The organism is Algiphilus aromaticivorans DG1253 (genome assembly GCF_000733765.1).
Taxonomy (GTDB): domain Bacteria; phylum Pseudomonadota; class Gammaproteobacteria; order Nevskiales; family Nevskiaceae; genus Algiphilus; species Algiphilus aromaticivorans.
The window spans coordinates 447,556-469,927 of record NZ_JPOG01000001.1; the positions used below are offsets into that span (position 1 = coordinate 447,556).

A 22,372-nucleotide genomic window follows, 5' to 3' on the forward strand; every position below is an offset into this window, starting at 1 on the left:
GTCGGCAATTATCCTGCGTTCATGTGGTATCAGACCGAAACCCGCCTGCGGCCGCGTTCGCGCGGCTTCCATCTGATCACCGACGAGATCGTCTCGGCGCTGCCCGAGCTGGCCTCGGTGCAGGTCGGGTTGCTGCATCTCTTCCTGCAGCACACTTCGGCGGCGCTCAGCATCAACGAGAACGCCGATCCCACGGTCCGGGGCGACTTCGAGCGCTGGGTCAATCAGGCCGTGCCCGAGGACGCACCCTACTTTGAGCACACCCTCGAGGGCAGCGAGGACATGCCGGCGCACATCAAGTCCAGCCTGCTGGGGTGCGAACTGACGATCCCCGTGCACCGCGGTGGGCTGCGGCTGGGCACATGGCAAGGGATCTATCTCTGCGAGCACCGTAACGATGGCGGTGCGCGCCGCGTCATCGCCACGGTCCAGGGCGAGTGAGCGGCACTGCAAGCTCTGGAGCGCTCGGCCGGACAGATCGAAACCACCGATGGCGGGTGTGACCGGGCCGTCCACCGCCCATCCACTGCCCAACGATGGGTGTGGCCCCCGTTGCCGTGCCGGTCGCGGGCTGAGGCGTGGAACAATGGCCGTCTGTCCTGACCCGCCCGGTGACCGCTAGTGCTGGATCTGTCGACGGTGGTGCTGATGATCGGCATCACTGCCATCTTTGCCATGGTGGCCATGCTCTATGTCTGGCGCGTGCACCATCGTGAGGTGGCGGTTCGGTACTGGGCGCTGGCCTTCCTTGGCCTGGGGCTCGGGGTCATTCTTGTCGGCCTGCGCGCGCGACTTCCGGATTTGATCACGATTGTCGTCGGCAATGGCCTGATCATCAGTGGCTTGATGCTGATGTATGCCGCGACGGCGATATTCGTTGGACGCAGAATTTCATGGACAGTCGTCGTCGTGGTGCCGCTGGCAGCCAGTGCAGGATTCGCCTACTGGAGCATGGTGGCGCCTTCCTTCGCCGCGCGCGTGGTCTTGTTCAGTCTTGTGGCATGTGTGCCCTGGATGCTGATGATGCGAGCGCTGCTCGCGGATTCTCACGCTGGGCAGCGTTTTGTCTATCGCTTCGTTGCCGCGGTTTGCGGAGTCTGCATCCTGGTCGCCGTCACACGGGCAGTGGCCACGGTTCTGAATCCCGACATCGCGCGTCTGTTCGACGGTGGGCGTATCGAAGCAATCTGGTTTGTCACTGCGCACGCGATCGTATTCTTCATGCCCTTCGGCTTCCTGCTCATGACCAGCCAGCGACTCGAACTCCGACTTGAGCGGCTGGCGAGTGAAGACCTGCTCACCGGGACGCTGAATCGTCGTGCTTTTCTGTCCCGCGCGTGGGAGGCAAATCCGGGGTGGGAGCGGGGCGAGCCGGCAGCGGTTCTCGTCCTCGATATCGACGATTTCAAGTTATTCAACGACCAGCATGGCCACGATGCCGGAGACGCGGTGCTGCAGCGCTTTGCGCAGACCGTGAAGCCGCATCTGCGCAACGATGATCTGTTTGCGCGCGCCGGCGGCGAGGAGTTCTGGCTGCTGCTGCCCGGAGTCGGCCTGGGCGCGGCGAAGGAGATCGGCGAACGGCTGCGTGCGGCGGTAGAGGCCGCCGAGGTGGTGTACGACGGCAAGCCGATGCGCGTGACCGTTAGCGTCGGCGTGGCCGGCTTGATGCACGGCAATATGTCCGGTGCCATCACGCACGCGGACCGAGCCCTCTATGTCGCAAAAGCGCAGGGCCGCAACCGGGTTGTGGTGTCAGACGAGCGCGTCGCAGCCGCAGCAGCGCCCGTTGATGGCGACGGTCTTCACGGCTGAGGCCACCGAGCGTGCGGCACGATTCGCCGCCCTCCGCCGCTCCTGAAGCGGGACGCGCTACAGCGCCCGCGCCAGTGGTGCGTCAACCCGCACGGAAAAGGGCATCGTGATCTCGTAGATGACGCCGCCGCGGCCGAAGCTGGTCGGTGTGCCGTCGCGCATGGCGCGCTGGCTCGCCACGTAGAGGCGGCGTCCGTCCGGCGAGAATGCTGGGCCGGTGACCTCGGAGGGCAACGCTGCATCGGCCGGGCCGGGCAGACGCAGCAGCGGGATGGTGCGGCCATCGGGCAGCAGCACCATCGCGCGCATGTCGCCGCCGTCCTCGACGACGATCATCTCGCCGTCCAGCGTCATGGCCAGGTTGTCGACGCCGGTCAGCGGTGGCTCGTCCGGGTCCACCGGTGATCCGACGGGGCCGTCTTTCGGGTTGTAGATGCTTTCGATGGTGCCGCCGACGGTGTCGATGGCCCAGACGTTGTTGTCGCCCTTGGTGGAGAAGAAGACGAAGCCCTTAAGGAACCACAGGCCTTCGTTTCCGGCGAAGACGGTGGTCTCGTTCTGATAGACCTGCGGCTGTGGCGTGCCGTCGTCGATGGCATCCACCCAGCGGATCGGCACCGGGCCCTGGCGCGCGGCGTCAAGGCCGTCGTCCACCGCCAGCACCTGCAGCACGCCCCGCTCGAAGTCCGGCGCGCCGCCGGCCGGCCAGGCGTCGGTCGGGAAGACCGTGCGGTAGAAGCGGTCGTCTCCGGTGATGTCCTCGGTGTGATAGATCGCGCGTGCGGCCTCGTCCACCGCCACTTGCTCGTGCGCCTTGCGGCCGAAGCGGTCCAGGCGCCGGGGCGTGCCTCCGTCGCGCAACGGGCTGGCCTCGAACATGAAGCCGTCCAGGATTTCCTCGCCGTTGATCCAGGTTCCCCAGGGCGTGGCGCCGCCTGAGCAGTTGGTGGAGGTGTTGCGCTGGATCGGATAGGCGTCGACCAGATTTCCATCGGCGTCGAAGCGCAGCGCGCTGACGCCGCCGGAGAAGGGCAGCACCAGCGGCACCGATCCCTTGAGCAGCCCGGTGATGGCGCCAATGCCCCCTTCGACGGCCTCCAGCGTATCGCGCGACAGCAGGTCCGAGAGCAGTGGCGTATCCGGAAGTGCCGAGAACAGCGTCGTGGCGTCGCGTGCCTCCGAGTTGGAGACGTAGATCCAGCCGCCGTCCTCTGTGCGGAAGACGCCGCCGCCGTCCGGGTCCGAATGCCAGACGAAGTCAGGCTGTTCGGGAATCGGCGCTTCGTTGACTACCGCCACGACGCGCGAGCTGAAGCCGGCGGGCAGCTGTACGCCGTTGCCGTCGGCTGCCTGCAGTGGCCCCATGTCGGCGAAGGCGCTGCGAAAGCCCGGATCGCGCGCGGCATTCCCGCCGGTACCGGAGCCGGAGCCGCCGCAGGCGGTGAGCCAGCTGGCGACCGGCACGCTGCCGGCGGCGAAGAGCAGGTTGCGCAGAAAGACACGTCGCGGAAGGCCGCGCTGCTGGATATCGCTGAGGATCGGGTGCGTGGCCCTTTGGGTCATGGCTTCGTCGCGCGAGTTAGGAAGAGGGTAATTAAAGCAACCGCGCCAATATTATGACCAGCGCGTTGCGTTTCGGTGTCAATCAGTCGCACCGTGGTCGAGTACAGCGCATGCTTTCGGGCTGCACATTGGCTGCATTCCCGCCGGTCGGATGCTTTCAGGCGCTTGTCGGAAGGCGGGGTATTCACCGTCGACAAGCACCAGTGCTGCGCCCAATATCGCTTCCTGCCTTCCGCTGCGAGGCGCAAGCCGATGCCGACGTCCAGAAGCGATGCGGGGTTACATACGGCCGCTGCCGGCGCCCTCGCTGCAGCGCCGGCTGATCGCTCGAGCGGTGCAGTAAGTTTGTGGGTCACGCTGCGCACGGTGCTCTCCCCCGGCCGCCCGCTGTGGCCATTCGTGGCCCTGCTGCTGATCGTCTTCCTGCTGCTTGCGATGATGTACGGCGCTTTGGCATTGAACCAGGGCATTCGCGGCTTCTCGGCCGGGGAAAGCGAGTGGTCGAAGGGCCGCAAGGAAGCGGTACACCAGTTGGAACGCTATCTCCACACTGGTGACGAGCAAGCCTGGGCGCGCTTCACCGACGGCCTGAAGGTGCCCCTGGCCTATCACCGCGCGCGTCTGGAAATGGATGAACCTGATTTCCGCATGCCAGTGGCGGTCTCGCATATTGTCGCGGGAGGCTCGCACTCTGAGGACGCGCCCCTGATGGTGCGGCTGTACCGCTGGTTTGGCTGGCAGAGTGAGTTCGCCCACGCCATCGACGCCTGGCGGGAGGCAGATACCCATATCGTCGCGCTGGAAGCGTTGGCACTGCAGATCCGAAGCGCGCGACGCAACGACGCGATGACACCCGCGGCTTCCGAGCGGCTGCTCGCCCAGCTGGACCGCATCGACCTGGAGCTGCTACCGCTGGAAAGGGCCTTCTCCGAGCGTCTTGGCGAGGCGGCGCGATCGATGCAGGCTGTGCTTGCCGTTGTGTTGTTGTCTTCGGCCGTACTGCTGTTGGCCATGGGGGCCTGTGTCGTGCGCAAGGTCACTGCTCGCATCTTCATCGCGCGCACCTATGAGGCCGAGGAGCGCTTCCGCAAGACCTTCGATGTGGCGCCGGTGGGGATCGCCCACATTGCCCTCGACGGTCGCTGGACGCACGTGAATGACAGCCTGTGCCGCATGCTCGGTTATCCGCGCGAGCGCCTGATCGGCGCGCGCGAGGTGGATTTCCTCGCGCTCGACGCCGGCGCTCGCGCCCAGCGCCCGGCTACACTGCCGGTTCCGGGGTTGGCGGATACCTCGCTGGGCGAACGGCGCTACCAGCGGGCCGACGGCCATGCCGTCGTCGCGCAGCTGAACGTGACGCTGGTGCGCGACATCAACGGCCAGCCCTTGAACTACGTCGCTATCGCGCACGACGTCACCGAATCGCGGCGTCTGGCGCAGGAGCTGTCTTTCCGCGCCAAGCATGATCTGCTCACAGGCTTGCTCAACCGTTACGAGTTCGAGCGCCGGTTGAAGCAGGCTGTCGATCGGGTGGCGCCGGATGGCGCGCCCTCTATGTTGTTCTACCTCGACCTTGATCAGTTCAAGGTCGTCAACGACACCTGCGGGCATATGGCTGGTGACGCCATGCTCACCGAGCTGGCGGCGCTCATCCGTGGCTGCCTGCGCGCCGGCGATACGCTGGCACGCTTGGGAGGCGACGAGTTCGGCATCCTGCTGCAGGAATGCCCGGTCGGCACCGCCGAGTGCATCGCCGAGAAGATCCGCTCCGAGATTGCCGCTTTCCGCTTCAGCTGGGGTACGCGCAGTTTCAGCCTGGGCGTGAGCATCGGTATCGTGCCCTTCTCGGCCGGTGAGTACGACGTAGCGCGGCTGCTCAGTGTGGCCGACCACGCCTGCTATGCCGCCAAGGAGGCTGGCCGCAACCAACTGTACGTATCGCATCCGGACGATGACAGCATTACGCGCCATCACGAGGAGATGGACTGGCTCGGCCGCCTGCAGGATGCGCACGACGAGGATCGCTTCCACCTCGTCTGGCAGCCCATCCTGCCTCTGGATCTCGCCCGTGACAGCCCGCCACGTCGCTTCGAAGTCCTGCTGCGTATGCGCGACCCCGACGGTAGCGTGATTCTGCCCGGCTCCTTCCTCGCTGCGGCCGAGCGCTACGGCAAGATCATCGAGCTGGATTCCTGGGTCGTTACTACGGTGCTGGACTGGCTGAACGATAACGTCGACTGCGCCGAGCGCATTGACCAGATCAACGTCAACGTCAGCGGCGCGGCCATGAGCGACCCGCGCTACATTGATCTCGTCACTGCCCGCATCGCCCGGTCAGCCTTTCCAGCAGACCGCCTCTGCTTCGAGGTCACCGAGACCATGGCGATCTCGAATATCGACGCGGCCATCGCCTTCATGAATCGCCTCAGCGGTTACGGCTGCAGCTTCGCCCTCGACGATTTCGGCATCGGCAGCTCATCCTTTGCCTATCTCAACGCCTTGCCCGTCGACCACGTGAAGATCGACGGCGCCTTCGTGCACGACCTCGACAGCGACCCGGTGCACGAGGCCATCACCCGCTGCATCATCGAGGTCGCGCACTCCATGGGCAAGGGCACCATCGCCGAGTTCGTCGAAACCGAGGGCGTTCGCCGCCGGCTCAAGCAACTCGGCTGCGATCAGGTCCAGGGCTTCGCCATCGGCGCCCCCACCGGTCTGGGCGACTTCACGCTCCGCCCGGCGCGAGTGGGGCGGCCGGTGCTCATCGACGTGACGGAGCGCATGGCCGTATAGCCTGCGCGAGGTTCCGACGGTCGATGCTTTTCAGGCTGCCTGAAAGCGCATTCCGAGGAACGGCCGGCCTTCCGCACAGCGGGCAGCGGGCGCTAGTTCCCGCCTTCTTCCTTTTTCCTCTGCTCCCGCATGTCGTCCTGGTCATCGGTTGTGGTCGTCGAGCCAGGCGGATCGCTGGCCGGAAAGGTCTCGTCTAGGGATTCGTCGACGATCTCCTCCGTGTGCTTCTCGTCCCCGGTCTTTTCGCTCTCGCGATCCTGCTTCCGGTCCTTGGTGCTCATTCAGCGTCTCCCACAATTGGATGGACGTACCCAGCATGGGGCCGCGGCGGGCGGTGGGCAATAGCCTCCATCAATGCATGCCTTAAGCGCAGCCCGCGCCGGCCGGTAGATGCCCGGAGTCGCGTCCGTGCCGCGCGTCCAGATGCTGCAGCTTGTCAGGGTTGCGCACGATGAAGATGCCGCAGATGCAGCCGGCTTTGTCCGCCTCCAGGGCCACTGTCTGGATAGGCGTGCCGTCGGGGTAGTGCACCAGATAGCCGGGCAGCCCGTTGACAGTGCCGGGCGTGAAGCGCGCGTCGACCGGCGGCGGATACTTGCGCGCCAGGCCGTGCAGTACGCGCGCAACGCGATCGCGGCCGTGCACGGGGATGCCGATCGCGACGACGCGGCCGCCACCGTCGGAGACCAGGCGCGCGTCCTCGGCCAGCATCGCTTTCAGCGCGTCGAGCTCGCCGCTGCGCAGCGCCTGCAGAAAGGCCTCGGCCAGCCGTTGACCGGACTCCCCGGAAACCCGGTAGCGCGGCCGTGCTTCGCGCACCCGCGCCCGCGCCCGCGCGGCAAGCTGGCGACAGGCCGCCGGTGAGCGCTCCAGGGCCCGCGCGACCTCCTCGAAATCGGTTTCGAAGACATCGTGCAGCAGAAAGGCCGCGCGCTCGGCCGGGGACAGGCGTTCCAGTGTAAGCATGAAGGCGTAGGAGATATCGTCGGCGAGTTCACCCACGGCCGCAGGGTCCTGCTGCTGCTCATCTCCATCCAGCACCGGCTCCGGTCGCCACGGCCCGACATAGACCTCGCGCCGTGCTTGCGCGGACTTCAGGCGGTCCAGGCTGAGGTGCGCCACGATCCGGCGCAGGAATGCACCCGGCTGCATTACGGAATCATGGTCGGCCTCGCGCCAGCGCAGCCAGGCCTCCTGAACGATGTCTTCGGCCTCTGCGTGGGAGCCGAGCATGCGGTAGGCCAGCCCGTGCAGATGCCGACGCTGGGCCTCGAAGGCGCTGGCCGCGGCGGGCTTCATGCCGGGCTGGTTGCGCCCGTCAGCGTCGGTCGCGCCGGTGCGGCTTCCGCGTCGCCGATGCGCAGCCGCGTGCATGTCCGGCCGTGTCCGAGGGCGTACTTCAGTGTTGGGAAGACGCGCGCGCTGGCGATAGCCAGCGCTAGCGAAGCGACGGCGCGATCGCCCCAGCGTTGCCGGATCGTGTCGCGCAGTGCGTCGGCCTCCGGATCGTGCGCCAGCACGGCCGTCGCAAAGCGCCATCCCAGGGCGGTGCTCTCGTCCATGCCGTCAGCATCGCCGGCCACCACGGCGCGCAGCAACTCGGGGGCAACCCCGTCGCGTTCGGCCATGGTGACCACCAGCTGGGCGCAGGGGCCGCAGTCCTCGGTCAGCGTTGCGGCAAGTCGTGCGGCGTGCCAGGCCGGCGCTGGCAGGTTCTCGCGGTAGCGCGCCATGCCCATGAATCGGGAAAAGCGCATAAAGGCGTCGCGACTGATCTCCAGCAGCTCATGGGCGTAGCCCATGTCGTAATCGAAATCCGCCTCGAAGCGGCGCAGGCGTCGGTGCAGCAAGCGCTTGAGCATCGTCACTTCTCCTTATCGTTGGGTAGGGGAGCGGGGCCACGCCAGCGCCAGTACCAGCGCCGGTACCAGGATCACGAGCGCGAAGTCCTGCGCCAGATGCGCCAATGAGGCGCGGCCGGCGGCGGCGTCCCAAAGGTGCACGAGGGCGTGCAGGGCGAGGAAGGCGCCACCTGCCAGCGCAGCCGGACGTCCGCCAGCGCGACCCAGCGCGAGCCAGATCAGCGCGCCGCCGGCCACCAGATAAGCCGCGCCGATGTCGCGCACGAAGTGCGCGTTGAAGGGCCCGGTGGCCCGCACGGTGGGCAGCGTGTGGTACCAGCTCTCCGGCCCGAGCAGCATGAACAGGCCGTTGCCGGCCAGCCCCAGCGCCAGCATCCACAGTGTTATCAATCGCATTCTCGTCATCGAAGGCAGCTCCTTGCCCTAATGACGAGATGGCCGCGCGCCGTGTGACATGCCCTTCCGGCTGAGTGCTCGCACGCCCGGTGGCGGTACGGTCAGTCCGTGCTGTCGAGCTCCGCGACGTAATCCGGCAGCTTCTCCGCGAATTCCGGAAAGTAGGTCGGAATCACGCTCAGATCGAAGCGCTTCAGAATTGATTGCCGCGGCTCGCGGTCCAGAAGGAAAGCGAAGGCTGCCTCGACGCAGCGCGCCGGTGGACAGTTCTGGCCGACGTAGCGCGCCATATCGGCCTGGCGCATCGTCACCTCGAAGCGGGCTTCGCCTGCGTCGTCACGCAGGGTGACCCGAAAGCGCTTCGGGTCGTCGTCGGAAAGCTGCTCGACTTCAATCATCGCTGTCGCCTCGGCATTTGTCCTGGGGCGTGGCTCAGCTTGCCGGATCCACTGCCAGAGTGCGTGCTCCTGCTCCGCGCGCAGCAGGGGCCGGTCTATGTCGCGAACATGCGTCGGCCGCGTGGTTCGGCTAGCGCGCGTGGCTTGACCGACCCAAGGGCCGGCGAGATACTGCGGTACAGCTGGTCGGATACCCTTAGTTGAATTCTTCCGCCGAAACGCGCCATGCCGCTACTCTCGAGGAGCATCTGAAGCGCGAGAATCCGCTGCTGCTCGAGCCGCTGGCGGAGTTCCGAAAACTGGACCGCGTGGCTCGCGGCCTCGGCCTGCTGGCCCCTGACGACAGCTTCACACGGCGCGTGCCCTGGTGGCCGGTGATCTCTCTGTTGGGCACTTTCTCGGCGGGCAAGTCCACCTTCATCAACGGCTATCTGGGGCTGGAGCTACAACGCACCGGCAATCAGGCTGTGGACGATCGCTTCACGGTGATCTGTTACGGCGAGGAGGAAGAGCCGCGCACTCTACCGGGCTCGGCGCTGGATGCTGATCCGCGCTTTCCCTTCTACCGGATCAGCGGAGACATCGACGAGGTCGCGGCCGGCGAGGGTCGGCGGATCAATACCTACCTGCAATTGCGCGCCTGCAATTCCGAGGCCGTTCGCGGCAAGATTCTGCTGGACTCGCCGGGTTTCGACGCGGACAGCCAGCGCACCGCCACGCTGCGCATCACTGATCGCATCATCGACCTTTCCGACCTGGTGCTGGTGTTCTTCGACGCGCGCCATCCCGAGCCGGGCTCGATGCGTGACACCCTCCAGCACCTGGTGGCCGGCACCATCGCCCGCGATGACGCCTCCAAGTTTGTGTTCGTCCTCAACCAGATCGACGCGGCCGCGGCCGAGGACAACCCGGAAGACTTGGTTGGCGCCTGGCAGCGGGCGCTGGCCTCTGCCGGCCTCACTGCGGGGCATTTCCTGCGTATCTACGACGAGCAGGCCGCCGCGCCGATTGCGGACGAGACTCTGGCAACGCGCTTCAAGGCCAAGAAGGATGAGGACATGGCCGAGATTCACCGGCGTATTCGCGCGGTGGAGGTGGACCGCACCTACCGTGTCGTGGAGTTGCTGCAAAGCGCCGCCGAGACGCTGCGCGGCGTCGGGGGCGCGCAGGATTTGCGCGAATACCGCCGGCAATGGCGCAGCCGCACCCTGCTGTATGACGGGCTGGCGCTGGTGCCCGTGGTGTTGGCGCTGCTGGCCGGATTGTTCTGGGCCAATGACGGCACCCGCAGCCTGTTGAGCACCCTGTTTTCCGGCACGATCATGGGCTGGATCCTCGTCGTAGGCGTTGCCGCCGTGGCGGTGGCCGCACACCTGAGCCTGCGCGAGTTCGCCGCCAAGGGAATCGCCAAGAAGATTCCGCCCGCTTGGCAGCAGCCCTTCCGGCTGGACATGCGTCGGGCCTTCAACAAGGGCAAGCCATGGTGGCGCAGCATGCTGCTGGCCAACCCCCCGGGCTGGAATCCGCTGGCGCGGCGCCGAGTGAATAAAGTCGTCGCCAACCGCGAAACCATGGTGCAGCGGCTCAATGACCGCTTCACCATGCCCTCGGGGTAGCGTCGCTACGGCGGCCTGTTGGGAGCCCGGGGCGCGCGGTTCCCGGTGCCCTCCGGCTACAGCAGTCCGTTGCTCTGCGGAGCCGGCCCCTCGCAGGCAGGCAGCGGCTCGTTCCCGGGCATCAGCCAGATCGGGCTGGAGAATGCGATCGGCCGTCCCGTCTCCGCGTCCTTGATGCGCAGGAAGACGTAGCGCTCGGCGTCGGGCACGGTCACGTCCACTGCGAGATTGGCCGTTTCGCTCTGCATCATCGTGGTGTTGCCAGCGGTCACCAGCTCGATCACCGCTGGAAGGGCTGTGCCGCCGCGTTCCACCCAGGCTTCGAGCGCGAGCTCGCTGCCTGCCGGACGACGCAGGCGTGCACCCATGGGTGCACCGTCGATGGTGAACCCGATGCGCAGATCGTCGTAGCGCTGGGCGACGGCGTACATGCGGCGGGCCAGCATGGCTTCGCGCAAGTCGTCGGCGGCCACCGAGCGGGCGATGAGGACCGTCTTGGGCAGGTTGGAGGCCCCCCAGTCAGTGCCGTGGTGGTCCTCTGAGCTGACTGCACCCACGTGCCAGCCCTTGTCCAGCGCATACGCCAGCCAGCTGCCGCCGGGGCCGCCGGAGTCGTACTCCGAGCCCTTGCCGAAGACTTCCAGACCCACGGTCCGGTAGTCGGCGCCCGGCACGAAGCGGAAGTCGTTGAAGGTGTAGGCCGGGTCACCGCCGATGGGGTCGAGGATGCCCTCGATGTCGTCCTCGCGGCCGGGGTGATTGAAGCTGATCAGCCCGTCGGCGCCGCCGCCGAACTGCGCCGGGTACAGCAGCCACTGCCAGAACTCGGTCATGGATACGGCGTAGCCCGAGGTGGTCTTGGCGTTGATGACATTGCGCGAGAACAGCACGTTGATGTGGCCGAAGCGGTCGGAGGTCCACTCGAAGCCGCGCAGGGCGGTGAAGGCATCCGTGGTCGCTGCTGCCGCCTGTTCCGCCGTGGCTTGCCACTTGAAGAAGGAGTCCACGGGGTTGTCGTCATCGGCGATCACGCACTCCAGCAGCTGCGCTGAGGCGCAGTCGCCGGTGACCGTCAGCGGCAGGCGCGTGTTGTCGGAATGCTCGGTGCTGAAGGCGAAGTCGTAGCCGCGCTCCGCCACCTTGGCGAAGACGTCTGCGGGACGGGTGTTGATCGTGCCGTCCGAGTAGCCGGTGTGTTCGTGCACCGCGCCGATGTAGGGCTCGAAGCTGGCGGCGTCGTACAACGGTGTGCAGGTGTTGGCGGGCGCATCCGGCGGAATCCGCTCCAGCAGATAACTGGGATCGGTCAGGCTGGTGAGCAGCCCGATGCATCCGTCGGGGTCGAGATCGGTCAAGCAGGCCAGCAGTTGCGGGTCGGCGATGATGAGTTCGGAGAAGGGGCAGCCCGGCGTGAGAGGCCCGGCCGCGCACAGGGCGAAGGCGGCCGGGTCCAGCAGGTCGGCCGCCGGTGCCAGCGGGCAGCCGGGCTGCAGCGGATTGAATAGGCAGGAGAGCGGATTCGGCTCGGCTTCCTCGCGGGCGGTGGCCTGTAGCGTGACCGTGCGGCTGGCGCTGTCGATGCCGTCGGAGGCGGTGATATCGAACTGGAAAGCCGTCTGCTCGTCCAATTTCGGCAGCGTGATGCCGGCATCCGCGGTGTTGGCGTCGCGAATGGCCACGCGCGGCGCGGCGTCCTCGACTTGGTTCCAGCTCAGGGCGATGGGGTCGGCGTCGGCGTCGCTGGCCTGCGCACGCAGCGCAGCGTTGTCTCCGGAAAAAGCGGTGGCCGGATCGGCCAGGGCTGAGTCGATGCTGGGCGGAGTGTTGGCGATCGGCAGCACGGTGACCACCGTCATGTCTTCGGCACGGCCGCCTTCGTTGTCGATGGCCACCAGGGCGAAGTTCAGCTCGGTCTGTTCAGAGAAATTGGGTGCGGTGAACACAGCTTCCAGGGTGTCGACGCCCAGCAGCTCGATGGCCGGATCGGTGAAACGCGGCTCCCAGCGCAGCTCGGCAATACTGCCGTCCGGATCGCCGGCGGTGCCGCGCAGCGTGACTTCGTCACCCGCAGTCACCGTTTGCCCGCTGCCGGCGTCGACAATCGGCAGGGCGTTCGCCACCACATCGAGCACGGTGACGCGCACGGTGTCCGTGCCCTGGACACCGGCCGAGTCGGTGGCCGTCAGACGGAAGCTCAGCGGCGTGTCCTCGGCCACCTGCGGCAGAGTCAGCCGCAGGATGTTCTGGTCGGTGGCGCCGTCGACCTCTGCGGTCGGGCCGCTCAGCTGTGCCCATTCCAGCTCGCGAATGGAGCGTCCACCCTTGGCGGTGGCGGTACCGACCAGCTCCAGCGTGCTCGCTTCCTCGACCGAGCGGTCGGCGCCGGCGGAGACTTCCGGTGCTTCGGCCGGGTCGTCGTTGTCGAGCACGGTGACGTTGTAGACGGCAGAGGCGCTGGCGCCGGCATCGTCGACCACCGTGGCCGTCAGCTCGATGGTCTCGGGCTGGGATACGTCCGGGGCCCTAAAGCGGTACTCGTGCCTCGTGCTGGAGGGAGACTGCGGGGCAACGGTGCCGCTGCTGACGGTCCAATCGAAGCGGGTGATCGTGCCATCGGGGTCATCGGCGCTGGCCGAAACAAGCACGTCGTCGCCTTCCACGACCTGAGAGGGGCCCGAGAGTTCGACTGTGGGGGCGATGTTGGCTGAGTCGGTCGGGCTGCTGGTGCTGCGGTCGTCCCCGCCGCCGCACGCGGTAACAAGCCAGGCCGACGCACAGATGGCGTGAAGCGCGAGTGAGCGTTGCAAGATCATTATCCGGTCAAGAATCTGTCACACGGTATCGGTTCTGCGTGACAGCCTTGTTGCCCCGCCGGTCGCTCCGGATGGACGGCGCATTGCCACGGCCAGAAGGAATTCGCCCGCGGAGGGCGCGTTCGCGAGCTTCCCTTATTGATCCATCAGTCGATGCGCTCGCCCAATAGCAGCACGATCAATGCCACCGTCAGCGCCACCGCACCGACAATGGCGGGGATGAAGGCTAGGGCGCCAGCGAGGCTGGGATCGCCTAGCGGCGACTCGTGCAGGGAAAGCCCATGGTTTTGGGCGAACATGCCGAAGAGATAGAACATGCCATTGCCCCACACGGCGATGATGACGCCCCAGCTGACGAGTGCGGCGCCGGTGGCCGTGACGGTGACAGCGCGCAGGGCGAAGGCCAGTGCGATGGCCATGATGCCGTTCATCAGCATGCCGATATGAAAGATGCGCCAGCCGCGTGTACTGCCGGGGATCTCGACATCCAGAAAGACTGGTATGGGGGAGAGGGAAACGCCCTGCAGCATGGAGAAGGCGAGGGCGAAGCCGCCAACCAGGGCGACGAGCATCGCCGCCACCCCGTGCTTAATCATTCGGTTCGCGTGCAGGCCATTCATGAGGTGTCTCCCTTGCGTTGTACTGAGTAATGGCGCGATAGTAGTCGTTGAACGATCGTACGGGTAGTGTTCCCGCCGGTCCTGTATCGCGGAATGCGAGTCGCGGAAGCCCCGCCAGAGAAGGGAAATAACCTTCGGCAGGGACGATCACCCGCTTCGGGTGAGGAGGAGACAAATGGATGCTGCGCCGATTCACCCCATGTCGGACTTTCCGGTCCGACAACTGAAGTTCAGTGTTGAGGCCCTGTCGCCCGACGAACTGGTGTGGAGCCGGAGCTCTCCGATCTTCTCCGTATTCCTGAATGCCTTCGGGGTGCATGTGCCGTACTTCGAGCGCTATCTGGTGCATTCCATGCGCCAGGCGCGGCCCCATATTCGGGACCCGAAGCTACAGCGCGACGTCACGGCCATCATCGGGCAGGAAGCGCATCACGCGCGCAACTTCGTTGCGTTAAATGAAATGTTCGCCAAGCGCTACCCGAAGATCGCCGACTGCGATGCCCGAGCGCGTGATTACTTTGCCGAGCGCGCCCAGAAGGACGATCTGCGCCGACTCGTGGGCTTCACGGCCGGCTACGAGACCTTCACCTTCCTCGCCGGGGCGATCGTCCTGCAGAATCACCCGCGCTGGCTGGCGGATTCGCACCCGGTCATTAATGCCATGTGGGTGTGGCACCAGGTGGAGGAGGTCGAGCACGGCGCAGTGGCGATCGACGTCTACCGGCACCTCTACGGCGAGCACGAGTGGTATCGCAAGTGGATGGTGCTGGTGGCGCTGCGGCACATCGTTGAGGAAACGGTGCGGGCCTATGTGCACATGTGCCGTGTCGAAGGCTGGATGCGCGGGCCGCTCAAGGCGGCACGCAGTCTCGGCTTTCTGGTGCGCATCCTCGCGCAGCTTCTGCGCAACGCCGCACCGGCCATGCGCCGCTCATATGATCCACGTCGGCATCCCATCGTGACCAATCGGCAAAGCCCGATCCAGATTGCCTGGCGGCGCTACGAGAAGAGCGGTGGCGATGTCCTGGAGATCGACCGGGAGAAGATGGCGCGCATTCTGCGCATGCCGGCGCCGTCCGCGCAGGCATCCTAAGCCGCATCGCCCGATCGCCCGCAACCAACGAGCAGACGTGCCCCAGCACGCGGACTTTCACCAGCAGTGCCAATGCCAGTGCGGTGCGGCGGCCTTCAGCGTGCAGCGCCCCCCGCTGATGCGCTTTATCTGTCACTGCACGGTCTGCCAGCGTTTCAACGACGCGCCCCTTGCCGATATGGTGGTGCTGTTGACCAAGGGTGTCGTACCGCCTCCGGAAGGCACCGTGCATTTCGACACCTACCGGCCACCGCCAGCGGTGCAGCGGGGTAAATGTGCTTCCTGTGACAAGCCGGCCGTCGAGTTCATGCGCCTGCCGCTCTATCCGGGCCTGACCTTCGTGCCGACTGCGAACTTCGCGGGTGATGCGCTACTGCCCGAACCGTGCATGCATGTGTTCTATGAAAAGCGCATGGTCGACGTCGACGATGCCTTGCCCAAGTACCAGGGCTACCTGAAGAGCCAGCTCGCCTTCGCGCGCGCCATATATCCCGCATGGTGGCGGAATCGGGGCGTCGCTTAGCGGCATTGCTGACTTCGGCACGGGGCTACGATCGGCGTGCCGCGTGCACTGAACTCATGGCAGGAAAAGATGATGCGCGCCCTGCACGATGGCGACCAGTCCCAGCGCCCACAGGCTGCAGGCCATCACATCGAACATCGTGTAACGCGCGCGCTCGAATTCGGTGATGCCCATCATCGCGGGCACCAGGCTGCGGATGGCGGGGATGAAGCGGCCGATGAAGATGGCCCAGGGACCGAAGCGGCGCACCATGGCCTCGGTGCGCTCCCAGCGCTGCTGATTGCGGCGGATGATGCGCCAGCCATGCACCCGGTGGCCGATCGCCCGACCGGCGTAATAACCGACATGGTCACCCAGTGACGAGCCCACCATCGCCATGCCTGCCATCAGCCAGAGATTGGCCCAGTCGTTGGCGTAGAACACCGAAGTAACCACCACCAGCATCAGGCTGGGCACGAAGAGGCCGATGCCCACGCAGGTCTCCATGAAGGCGAGTAGTGGAACCAGCCACAGCGCCTGGTCGCGGTGCTCGCTGGCCCAGGCGAGGATGGATTCGATCATGGCTTAGAGACGTTCTGATTCATGTCGCGAGCGAAGGCATCTTGGCCGCCGCCGGAGCGTGGGAAGCGCAGTGTATGGGGTAATACATGAGCATTTCGAGCACCGCCGGCGGCCAAGATGTCGAGCGCAGCAAGAAATCTGAGCTTTCCTAGTGCCGCGGTGGGCGCGGAAACAGCACCGGTGTGCTGGCCTTGTACGCCTCGTACTCTGGATCGCCGCCCCAGCTCTTGTCGGCACGCTTCTCCAGCATCGGGATGCCGCTGACCTTGTTCAGCAGCCAGAAGACGAACAGCGGCGAGGCCCATCCCAGCCACTGCCAACCGGCCATTGCCGGCGTTGCCATGATGGCGATGCCCGTCCACAGCAAGATCTCGCCAAAGTAATTCGGATGCCGCGACCAAGCCCAGAGACCGTGCCGGATGAAGTGTCCGCGGTTGGCTGGTTCTGCCCGGAAGGCCGACTTCTGGCGATCCGCAATCGCCTCGATCGCGAAGCCCGCGACCCAGACCGCCAGGCCCAGCGTCGCCCACACGTCCCAGTTTGATGCGGCCGGGCTGGTGACCGCGATCAGTGCAGCCAGCAGCGTCATGAAGACCCAGAGCCCCTGGAAAGTCCACGCCATGAAGAAGCGGCCCCAGTGCGGCTTGATGTCATCGAAGCGACCGTCCTTGCCACTGCGCTTGACGCGGCGGAACAGGAAGCTGCCCAGCCGACCGCACCACATCAGCACCAGCGCTGCGATCACCCCGCCGCGCGCATCCGGCGCGCCGAGGCCCGCTGCCAGCAGGATCACGCTGGCGTAGGTGAGCGAGCCGGCCAGATCGTAGTAGTGCTCGGTCTGGCGCAGGAAGGAGGGGATGAAGACCAGCCACTGCACCGCAAAGGCGAACAGTGCGAGCGCGGCCAGCAAGGGCAGCCCGGCGAGGTGCTGCGCACCATCGTCGAGTAACACGGCCAGCCCCAGCGCGAGCAGGGTTACGAGCAGGCTGATGACAAAGGCAACGCTGTTGCGCAAAGGAAACTCCGGGGCGACGGCGCCGAGCGCCGGGCAGTGGTTAGTCAGAGTGTGACCTATGCCGGCGCTGCAACAAAGCCTGTCGCAGCACACGTCACAAAGAAGCTGCGCGCCGGGGCGCATATTCCTGCAAGAATGGCTGCCCGCCGTCATCTATAAGCACTGAGACCCCATCATGGGCCTACGCCTGCTCAACCGCGTCATCTATCGCATCGTTCGGCTGATGCAGACGAGTTATCGCTTTCGCTTTGACGGTCAAGCTGCCGTGTCCGCGCCGCCGGACGCAAGCCACTGCATCCTGGCGATCTGGCATCAGAACCTGTTCGCCGGCATCCTCGCGCAGACCGGCCGGCGTCACGTGGTCATCATCTCGCGTTCGCGTGATGGCGACCCCGTGACGAAAGTGTGCGAGGGCCTCGGGCACATGGTCTGTCGCGGCAGTTCCAGAAAGGGTGACGCCGACAAGGGTGGCAAGGCGGCCAAGGATGAAATGATTGCCGAACTCAATGGCGGCCTATCAGGCGCGGTGACAGTCGACGGGCCGAAGGGCCCCGCGTTCGAGGTCAAGCCCGGGATTATCGAGATGGCGCGCCAGACCGGCATTCCCATCGTCCCCTATTTGCCATTGCCAAGACGCTTCTGGTCCTGTCGCAGTTGGGATGCCTTCCGCATTCCCAAGCCATTTACCCGGATCGACGTGTATTACGGGGCGCCGATCCGTGTTGCGAATGACACGCCCTTCGCGGACTTTCCTCTATTCCAGGAGCAAATTGCCCGCAGCCTGGTGCAGATGGAAGAACGCTTCGGCAGATAACCACAACCACCGGAGGAGACCATGTCCCTGCAAAGCGCCCGCCGTTTGCTGGTCAATAAACACGATCTGACAAAGAGCCGCGTCGAGGAGCAGGCGCCGCCTGCAGAGCCGGCCGCGGGCGAGGCGCTGCTCGCGCCCGACCTCTTCTCGCTGACCACCAACAACGTCACCTACGCGGCCTACGGTGAGGCCATGCGCTACTGGGAGTTCTTTCCCACCGGCGAGGACGAGTGGGGCCAGGTGCCGGTCTGGGGCTTCGCCAATGTGGTCGCCTCGAAGGTCGAGGGCCTCAGCGCAGGCGACCGCTTCTACGGCTATTTCCCGCCGGCCAGCGTGCTGCGCGTGCAGCCGGTGAAGGTCGGCGATCACGGCTTCCGCGACGGCACCGCCCACCGGCAGCCGCTGCCCCCGGCCTACAACCAGTACTTCCGCTGCCAGCACGACCCGCTGTACACCCCGGACAGCGAGGCCTTCCAGGCCATCTACCGACCGCTGTTCATCACCTCCTTCACGCTGGCCGATTTCCTGGCCGACAACGACTGGTTCGGCGCCGAGCGCGTCCTGCTATCCAGCGCCTCCAGCAAGACCGCCTATGGCACGGCCTTCTGCATTGGCGATGCGGTGGAGACGATCGGGCTGACCTCCGCGCCCAATCGCGAATTCGTCACGGGCTCCGGCTGCTACCAGCGCACCCTGATCTATCCCGAGCTGGAGAGCCTGGACGCGAAGATTCCTACGCTCTACGTGGATTTCTCCGGCGACCGCGAACTGCGCAGCCGCATTCACCATCACTGCAGCCAGCTCAAGCACAGCTGCGTGGTGGGCTCCGCCCAGACCGTCGAGCTGCCGCAGAAGCAGGAACTGCCCGGCCCGCCGCCGAAGTTCTTCTTCGCGCCGGACCAGATCGGCAAGCGTATCGGCGAGTGGGGCCCGCAGGGATTCGGGGAACAGCTCGGCGGCGCCTGGTCGCGCTTCCACGCCCACGTCGATGACGCACAACGCGATCTGCTTGAGGTGGTCGAAGGCCAGGGGCTCGAGGATGCCCGGCAAGTCTTCGAGCAGTTGCTGGCCGGTCGCGTGCCACCACGCGACGGCCATGTGATTCGTCTGGATCGATAGGCTGCACGCGGCGACGGTTAGCGCCGGATTGCCGTAGTGCCAGCACCGTGCTCAGTCGCCGATGGCTAGCGTGACGACTCAGCGCTTGTAGGCGTGCGGCGTGGCCTGGGAGAAGTTCCGGGACGGGTCGCCGAAATCCCGGAGCTTGAACACGAAGCCGGTCGCCGCGCGCCGCGTTGTCAGACCAGCCTCCGGGGCGATGCGGTAGCGGAGCCAGCCGTTAGATGCGCCGCCGCCGAGTGCGCCGGTATCGATGAATAAGGGCACTGCGGAGCGCAGGGCAGATTCGGCCGTTCCACTGCCGATGCTGATGACGTTGGCGGCATAGGGTGGAATCGCCGCCGAGCCCGGGGCGGGCTCGATCCACGGGCTGTGACCGGTCTCCCGGTCAAGGATGCGGTAAGCCACCGAATAGATCTCAGCCCTGCCGTCGTTATCCTGCTGGAAAGGGATGTGTCCGAGCCTGGGGCAGAGATGCTCGCGCAGTCCGGTGACCTCGAACCTGGAGAGAACCTCTCGCGGCGAATCCGGATCGTCTTCCGGCCATCCATCGAAGACTTCACCGGCCACAGCGTCCGGCCCTCCGTCCCTGGAACCCTTGTGGCGCCAGGCGCTGCAGCCCGCCGCGACATTGGCGACGTGCTCGTCGCTCTGATAGCGCTTGGTGGGGAAGGTGAGCACCCAGTCGGACGATGCACCGGTGGCCGGGTTGCGCGTCCATTCGTTGCCGACCTCAACAGCTTTGAGCGCTTCGTCGACCGCGCCCAGTCCACCGGTGCTCCATAGACCTTCATGTGCGGCCAGAGTGGGTTCCAGGCGCCACGGGTAAGCCGTGGCCGTGACGAGGTTCTGCCCCAGGCCCCAGCCAGCAAGATGCGTTGACGGGATGCCGGCGGCGAAGCCCCCCGCCTTGTTGACGAGCGAGACGTTGACCCGCAAGGGCTGCGCGCTCTGCAGGGCGCGATAGTTGCCTTCCTCGCGCGCTACCGGGTCCCCGGAGCCGGCCTCTCCTGGAATAGCGCTGATGCCGCCTTCCCAGCTATCGGTTTGATTGCCGAAGGCGGCCTCGACGCGCGCGCAGTCGCGCGGCTCGCCGTCCACGGGGCTGGCGTACCACGGGATGGTCTCCTCCGCGCCGTGGCGCTGCGCTTCGCCCATCGTCACGATCTCGATGTAGCCCTCGGACATGCGCGAAGGATCGCCGTTGGTGGCGGTGTGATCGGTGAAGCGCCCCGGTTCGCCCGGCGGCAGCAGCTGGTTCAGGCTCGTGGAATAGGCCAGCTCGTCGGCGGTCAGGGCGTCGTCGCGCAGCTGCAGCGGCACGGTGCAGCTGCGGTCGTTGGTGCGGACCACCGGGCGGCCCATCGCGTCGGCTGTCAGCCATCCGGCCCATACGTCGGTGGGCGCGAGCAGCACGGTGAAGTTCAGAACATCGCGCCCATTCCGGGCTTCGAGCAGGCGCAGCTTCACGGCGAGGCTGTTGCGCGACGTGTTGGTGAGGTTGATCAGCGTCGACCAGCCGTCATTCACCGTGTAGTACGGCACGACGACGGCGCTGCCGCCCTCGCTCGTCGATGCCGTGATGGCTGCCTGGCTGATGGCCGGCGCGGAATGCAGCAGGGCAAGACCCAGCCACACGAGGCATAACCCCGCTCCCCTTCGGTGGTTCCACATCTCCGCCCCCTACGCTCCCATGCAGGAGCTTTCTGTTTGCGGGCAGCATACTACCGCGGTGACCGGGTGGCTATCCGCGCGGCTGTCGGGCTTGTCCCCACGATCCGGTATACGCGCTTCGCCAACCCGGGTCGCTTGGGCGGCTGCGTCCCTGGCTGCCAGGGCCTACCCGCTTAGGCAGGGCGCTGCAGGCGGCCTTGCGCGCACAATCCGACGAAGTTGCAAGAAAAACGGAGGAGACACCTTTGAAACTCGAAAAACTGTTGACCTATCACGCCGAGCTCAGAGCCCCGCAACCCGTGGGCGAGGGGCCATTCGGCAATCGCATGATCGTGGAAGTCACCGGCGGCTGGTTCGAAGGCCCCAAGCTGAAGGGCAAGCTCCTGAGCTGCGGCGGCGACTGGCTGCTGGCCCATCCCGACGGCTACGGCCGGATCGACGTGCGCGGCACGCTACTCACCGACGACGGCGCGCATATCTACATGCAGTACCAGGGCGTGCTGCAGCTCACCGAAGGGGTCATGGCCATTCTCGGCGGCGGCGACACGCCCACCCAGTACGGCGACCAGAATTTCTTCACCGCCCCGCGCTTCGAGACCGGCGACGAGCGCTACCAATGGCTCAACCAGCTCCAGTGCGTCAGCGAAGGCCGCGCGGTGCCGGGTCCCGGGGTGGAGTACAACGTCTATCAGTGCGTCAACGACTGATTTCAGGCTGCCCCAGCCTTATCCGACCCCGCGGCGTGCGCAGCCACCGAGCAGGCCGCACGGCAGGCAGGGCTGGGGCAACACCTATATTGCTGGGCCGGAAAGAATCCGCGCCCGATTCCTTGGTTGGACCAGCTGGCCCGCGACACTACGCGAAGGTTAGTGTACAGTTGTGCACTTCGTCCTCCGCACGCCGTGGGGAGCAGCTATGCGTATTGCACAAAGCGTACAGGGCGCCGCCCGCCTGGGCTTCGATACCGTCGACGGCGTCACGAATATCGTCGAAGGGATGTACCGCAACATCTCGGCCTTCCCGCTGCCCTTCGGCCGCGCGCCGGAAGGCGGTGCCCGGGGCATCGCCGGCCTGGTGCACGAGGCCGTGCGGCAGGTCAACGGCGCGGTGCGCCAGGGCGTGGACGCCACGCTGACGCAGGTGGCCGAGCACCTGGAGTATGAGGCGCCGGATTCCCCCGCCGCGCTCGCCCTCGTCTCCGCCCTCAACGGCGTGGTCGGTGATCACCTGGAAGCCACGGACAATCCGCTGGCCATTCCCATGGAACTGGTCAGCGAGCCCGCCGACGCCGGCCCGGACATTCTGGTCATGGTCCACGGCCTGGCGATGCATCACAGCTTCTTCACCTGGAAGGGGCACAACCATGGCGAAGCCGTGGCACGCAGCCATGGCTACAGCCCGGTCTGGGCGCACTACAACTCGGGCCGGCATATCGCCGTCAACGGCCACGAGCTGGCCGACAAGCTGGAACAGCTCGTCGACGACTGGCCCGTGCCGGTGCGTTCCATCCGTTTCATCGGTTTCAGCATGGGGGGGGGCTGGTCACCCGCAGCGCCCTGCATGCCGCCGGCAAGCGCGGCCACCGCTGGCCGGCGCTGACCCGGCAGGCCGTCTACCTCGCCTCGCCGCATCACGGCTCCGCCGTCGAGCGCGGCGGCAACTGGTTCCAGGCCGCCTTCCAGATCAGTCCCTATTCC

Annotated in this window: 21 protein-coding genes; 10 read left to right on the forward strand and 11 right to left on the reverse strand. The window is 66.1% G+C overall.

What is annotated here, in order from left to right; genetic code table 11:
• The first annotated feature begins 21 nt into the window (after nt 1–21).
• Both U743_RS02135 and U743_RS17875 read left to right on the forward strand, forming a co-directional pair.
• Nucleotides 22–441: a secondary thiamine-phosphate synthase enzyme YjbQ gene (locus U743_RS02135; protein ID WP_043765174.1), complete on the forward strand. Its 420-nt coding sequence runs from the start codon at nt 22–24 to the stop codon at nt 439–441.
• 180 nt (nt 442–621) lie between these two features.
• The gene (locus tag U743_RS17875) at nt 622–1,815 is read left to right on the forward strand and encodes a GGDEF domain-containing protein (protein WP_052367429.1); all 1,194 of its coding nucleotides are present in this window, start codon (nt 622–624) and stop codon (nt 1,813–1,815) included.
• Between the two features lie 57 nt (nt 1,816–1,872).
• Here U743_RS17875 and U743_RS02145 read toward each other — a convergent pair whose 3' ends face one another.
• Nucleotides 1,873–3,378 carry an alkaline phosphatase PhoX gene (locus U743_RS02145; protein ID WP_052367430.1) on the reverse strand — a complete coding sequence of 502 codons (1,506 nt, stop codon included), beginning with the start codon at nt 3,376–3,378 and terminating at the stop codon, nt 1,873–1,875.
• Nucleotides 3,379–3,777: 399 nt separating this feature from the next.
• Between U743_RS02145 and U743_RS02150 the strand changes: the two genes are divergently transcribed.
• Complete coding sequence (locus tag U743_RS02150; protein ID WP_198021884.1) at nt 3,778–6,171, forward strand: putative bifunctional diguanylate cyclase/phosphodiesterase; 2,394 nt, start codon at nt 3,778–3,780, stop codon at nt 6,169–6,171.
• Between the two features lie 92 nt (nt 6,172–6,263).
• Here U743_RS02150 and U743_RS02155 read toward each other — a convergent pair whose 3' ends face one another.
• The 5 genes from U743_RS02155 to U743_RS02175 form a co-directional block, all read right to left on the reverse strand.
• On the reverse strand, nt 6,264–6,452 hold the full coding sequence (locus U743_RS02155; RefSeq protein WP_043765177.1) for a hypothetical protein: 189 nt from the start codon (nt 6,450–6,452) through the stop codon (nt 6,264–6,266).
• Nucleotides 6,453–6,534: 82 nt separating this feature from the next.
• The gene (gene sigJ / locus U743_RS02160) at nt 6,535–7,470 is read right to left on the reverse strand and encodes an RNA polymerase sigma factor SigJ (RefSeq protein ID WP_052368373.1); all 936 of its coding nucleotides are present in this window, start codon (nt 7,468–7,470) and stop codon (nt 6,535–6,537) included.
• Nucleotides 7,467–8,033 (reverse strand): hypothetical protein, encoded by a 567-nt coding sequence (locus U743_RS02165; RefSeq protein WP_052367431.1) that lies wholly within the window; start codon nt 8,031–8,033, stop codon nt 7,467–7,469. The genes sigJ and U743_RS02165 overlap by 4 nt, the downstream gene beginning before the upstream one ends.
• Nucleotides 8,034–8,045: 12 nt before the next feature.
• A complete protein-coding gene (locus U743_RS02170) occupies nt 8,046–8,438 on the reverse strand; it encodes a hypothetical protein (RefSeq protein ID WP_043765180.1) in 393 nt (130 codons plus the stop codon).
• Between the two features lie 92 nt (nt 8,439–8,530).
• Nucleotides 8,531–8,827, reverse strand: coding sequence for a hypothetical protein (locus U743_RS02175; protein ID WP_043765182.1), 297 nt, complete (start codon nt 8,825–8,827; stop codon nt 8,531–8,533).
• Nucleotides 8,828–9,027: 200 nt separating this feature from the next.
• Here U743_RS02175 and U743_RS02180 point away from each other — a divergent pair, with 200 nt between their 5' ends.
• A complete protein-coding gene (locus U743_RS02180; RefSeq protein WP_043765185.1) occupies nt 9,028–10,443 on the forward strand; it encodes a dynamin family protein in 1,416 nt (471 codons plus the stop codon).
• Between the two features lie 56 nt (nt 10,444–10,499).
• On the opposite strand, the gene U743_RS17880 is transcribed toward U743_RS02180, so the two are convergent.
• Nucleotides 10,500–13,250, reverse strand: coding sequence for a PKD domain-containing protein (locus U743_RS17880; protein ID WP_156966301.1), 2,751 nt, complete (start codon nt 13,248–13,250; stop codon nt 10,500–10,502).
• Nucleotides 13,251–13,402: 152 nt separating this feature from the next.
• Entirely contained in the window at nt 13,403–13,852 is a 450-nt protein-coding gene (locus tag U743_RS02190) for a hypothetical protein (protein WP_156966302.1), read from the reverse strand.
• Between the two features lie 199 nt (nt 13,853–14,051).
• Between U743_RS02190 and U743_RS02195 the strand changes: the two genes are divergently transcribed.
• Both U743_RS02195 and U743_RS02200 read left to right on the forward strand, forming a co-directional pair.
• Nucleotides 14,052–14,969 (forward strand): metal-dependent hydrolase, encoded by a 918-nt coding sequence (locus U743_RS02195; RefSeq protein ID WP_043765188.1) that lies wholly within the window; start codon nt 14,052–14,054, stop codon nt 14,967–14,969.
• 37 nt (nt 14,970–15,006) lie between these two features.
• The gene (locus tag U743_RS02200; RefSeq protein WP_052367434.1) at nt 15,007–15,492 is read left to right on the forward strand and encodes a GFA family protein; all 486 of its coding nucleotides are present in this window, start codon (nt 15,007–15,009) and stop codon (nt 15,490–15,492) included.
• Between the two features lie 54 nt (nt 15,493–15,546).
• Here the strand turns inward: U743_RS02200 and U743_RS02205 are convergent, their stop codons facing one another.
• Both U743_RS02205 and U743_RS02210 read right to left on the reverse strand, forming a co-directional pair.
• The gene (locus U743_RS02205; protein WP_052367435.1) at nt 15,547–16,053 is read right to left on the reverse strand and encodes a DedA family protein; all 507 of its coding nucleotides are present in this window, start codon (nt 16,051–16,053) and stop codon (nt 15,547–15,549) included.
• Nucleotides 16,054–16,201: 148 nt separating this feature from the next.
• Nucleotides 16,202–17,068 carry a DUF1295 domain-containing protein gene (locus tag U743_RS02210; RefSeq protein ID WP_043765191.1) on the reverse strand — a complete coding sequence of 289 codons (867 nt, stop codon included), beginning with the start codon at nt 17,066–17,068 and terminating at the stop codon, nt 16,202–16,204.
• A 175-nt stretch (nt 17,069–17,243) separates the two neighbouring features.
• Here U743_RS02210 and U743_RS02215 point away from each other — a divergent pair, with 175 nt between their 5' ends.
• Complete coding sequence (locus tag U743_RS02215) at nt 17,244–17,882, forward strand: lysophospholipid acyltransferase family protein (RefSeq protein WP_052367436.1); 639 nt, start codon at nt 17,244–17,246, stop codon at nt 17,880–17,882.
• 21 nt (nt 17,883–17,903) lie between these two features.
• A complete protein-coding gene (locus tag U743_RS02220) occupies nt 17,904–19,001 on the forward strand; it encodes a DUF2855 family protein (protein WP_043765193.1) in 1,098 nt (365 codons plus the stop codon).
• Nucleotides 19,002–19,079: 78 nt separating this feature from the next.
• Here U743_RS02220 and U743_RS02225 read toward each other — a convergent pair whose 3' ends face one another.
• Nucleotides 19,080–20,639: a hypothetical protein gene (locus U743_RS02225; RefSeq protein WP_198021885.1), complete on the reverse strand. Its 1,560-nt coding sequence runs from the start codon at nt 20,637–20,639 to the stop codon at nt 19,080–19,082.
• A gap of 281 nt (nt 20,640–20,920) precedes the next feature.
• On the opposite strand from U743_RS02225, the gene U743_RS02230 reads away from it, so the two are divergent.
• Both U743_RS02230 and U743_RS17885 read left to right on the forward strand, forming a co-directional pair.
• Nucleotides 20,921–21,382, forward strand: coding sequence for a DUF3237 domain-containing protein (locus tag U743_RS02230; protein ID WP_043765197.1), 462 nt, complete (start codon nt 20,921–20,923; stop codon nt 21,380–21,382).
• Nucleotides 21,383–21,590: 208 nt separating this feature from the next.
• Entirely contained in the window at nt 21,591–22,274 is a 684-nt protein-coding gene (locus U743_RS17885; RefSeq protein WP_052367438.1) for an esterase/lipase family protein, read from the forward strand.
• Nucleotides 22,275–22,372 lie beyond the last annotated feature (98 nt).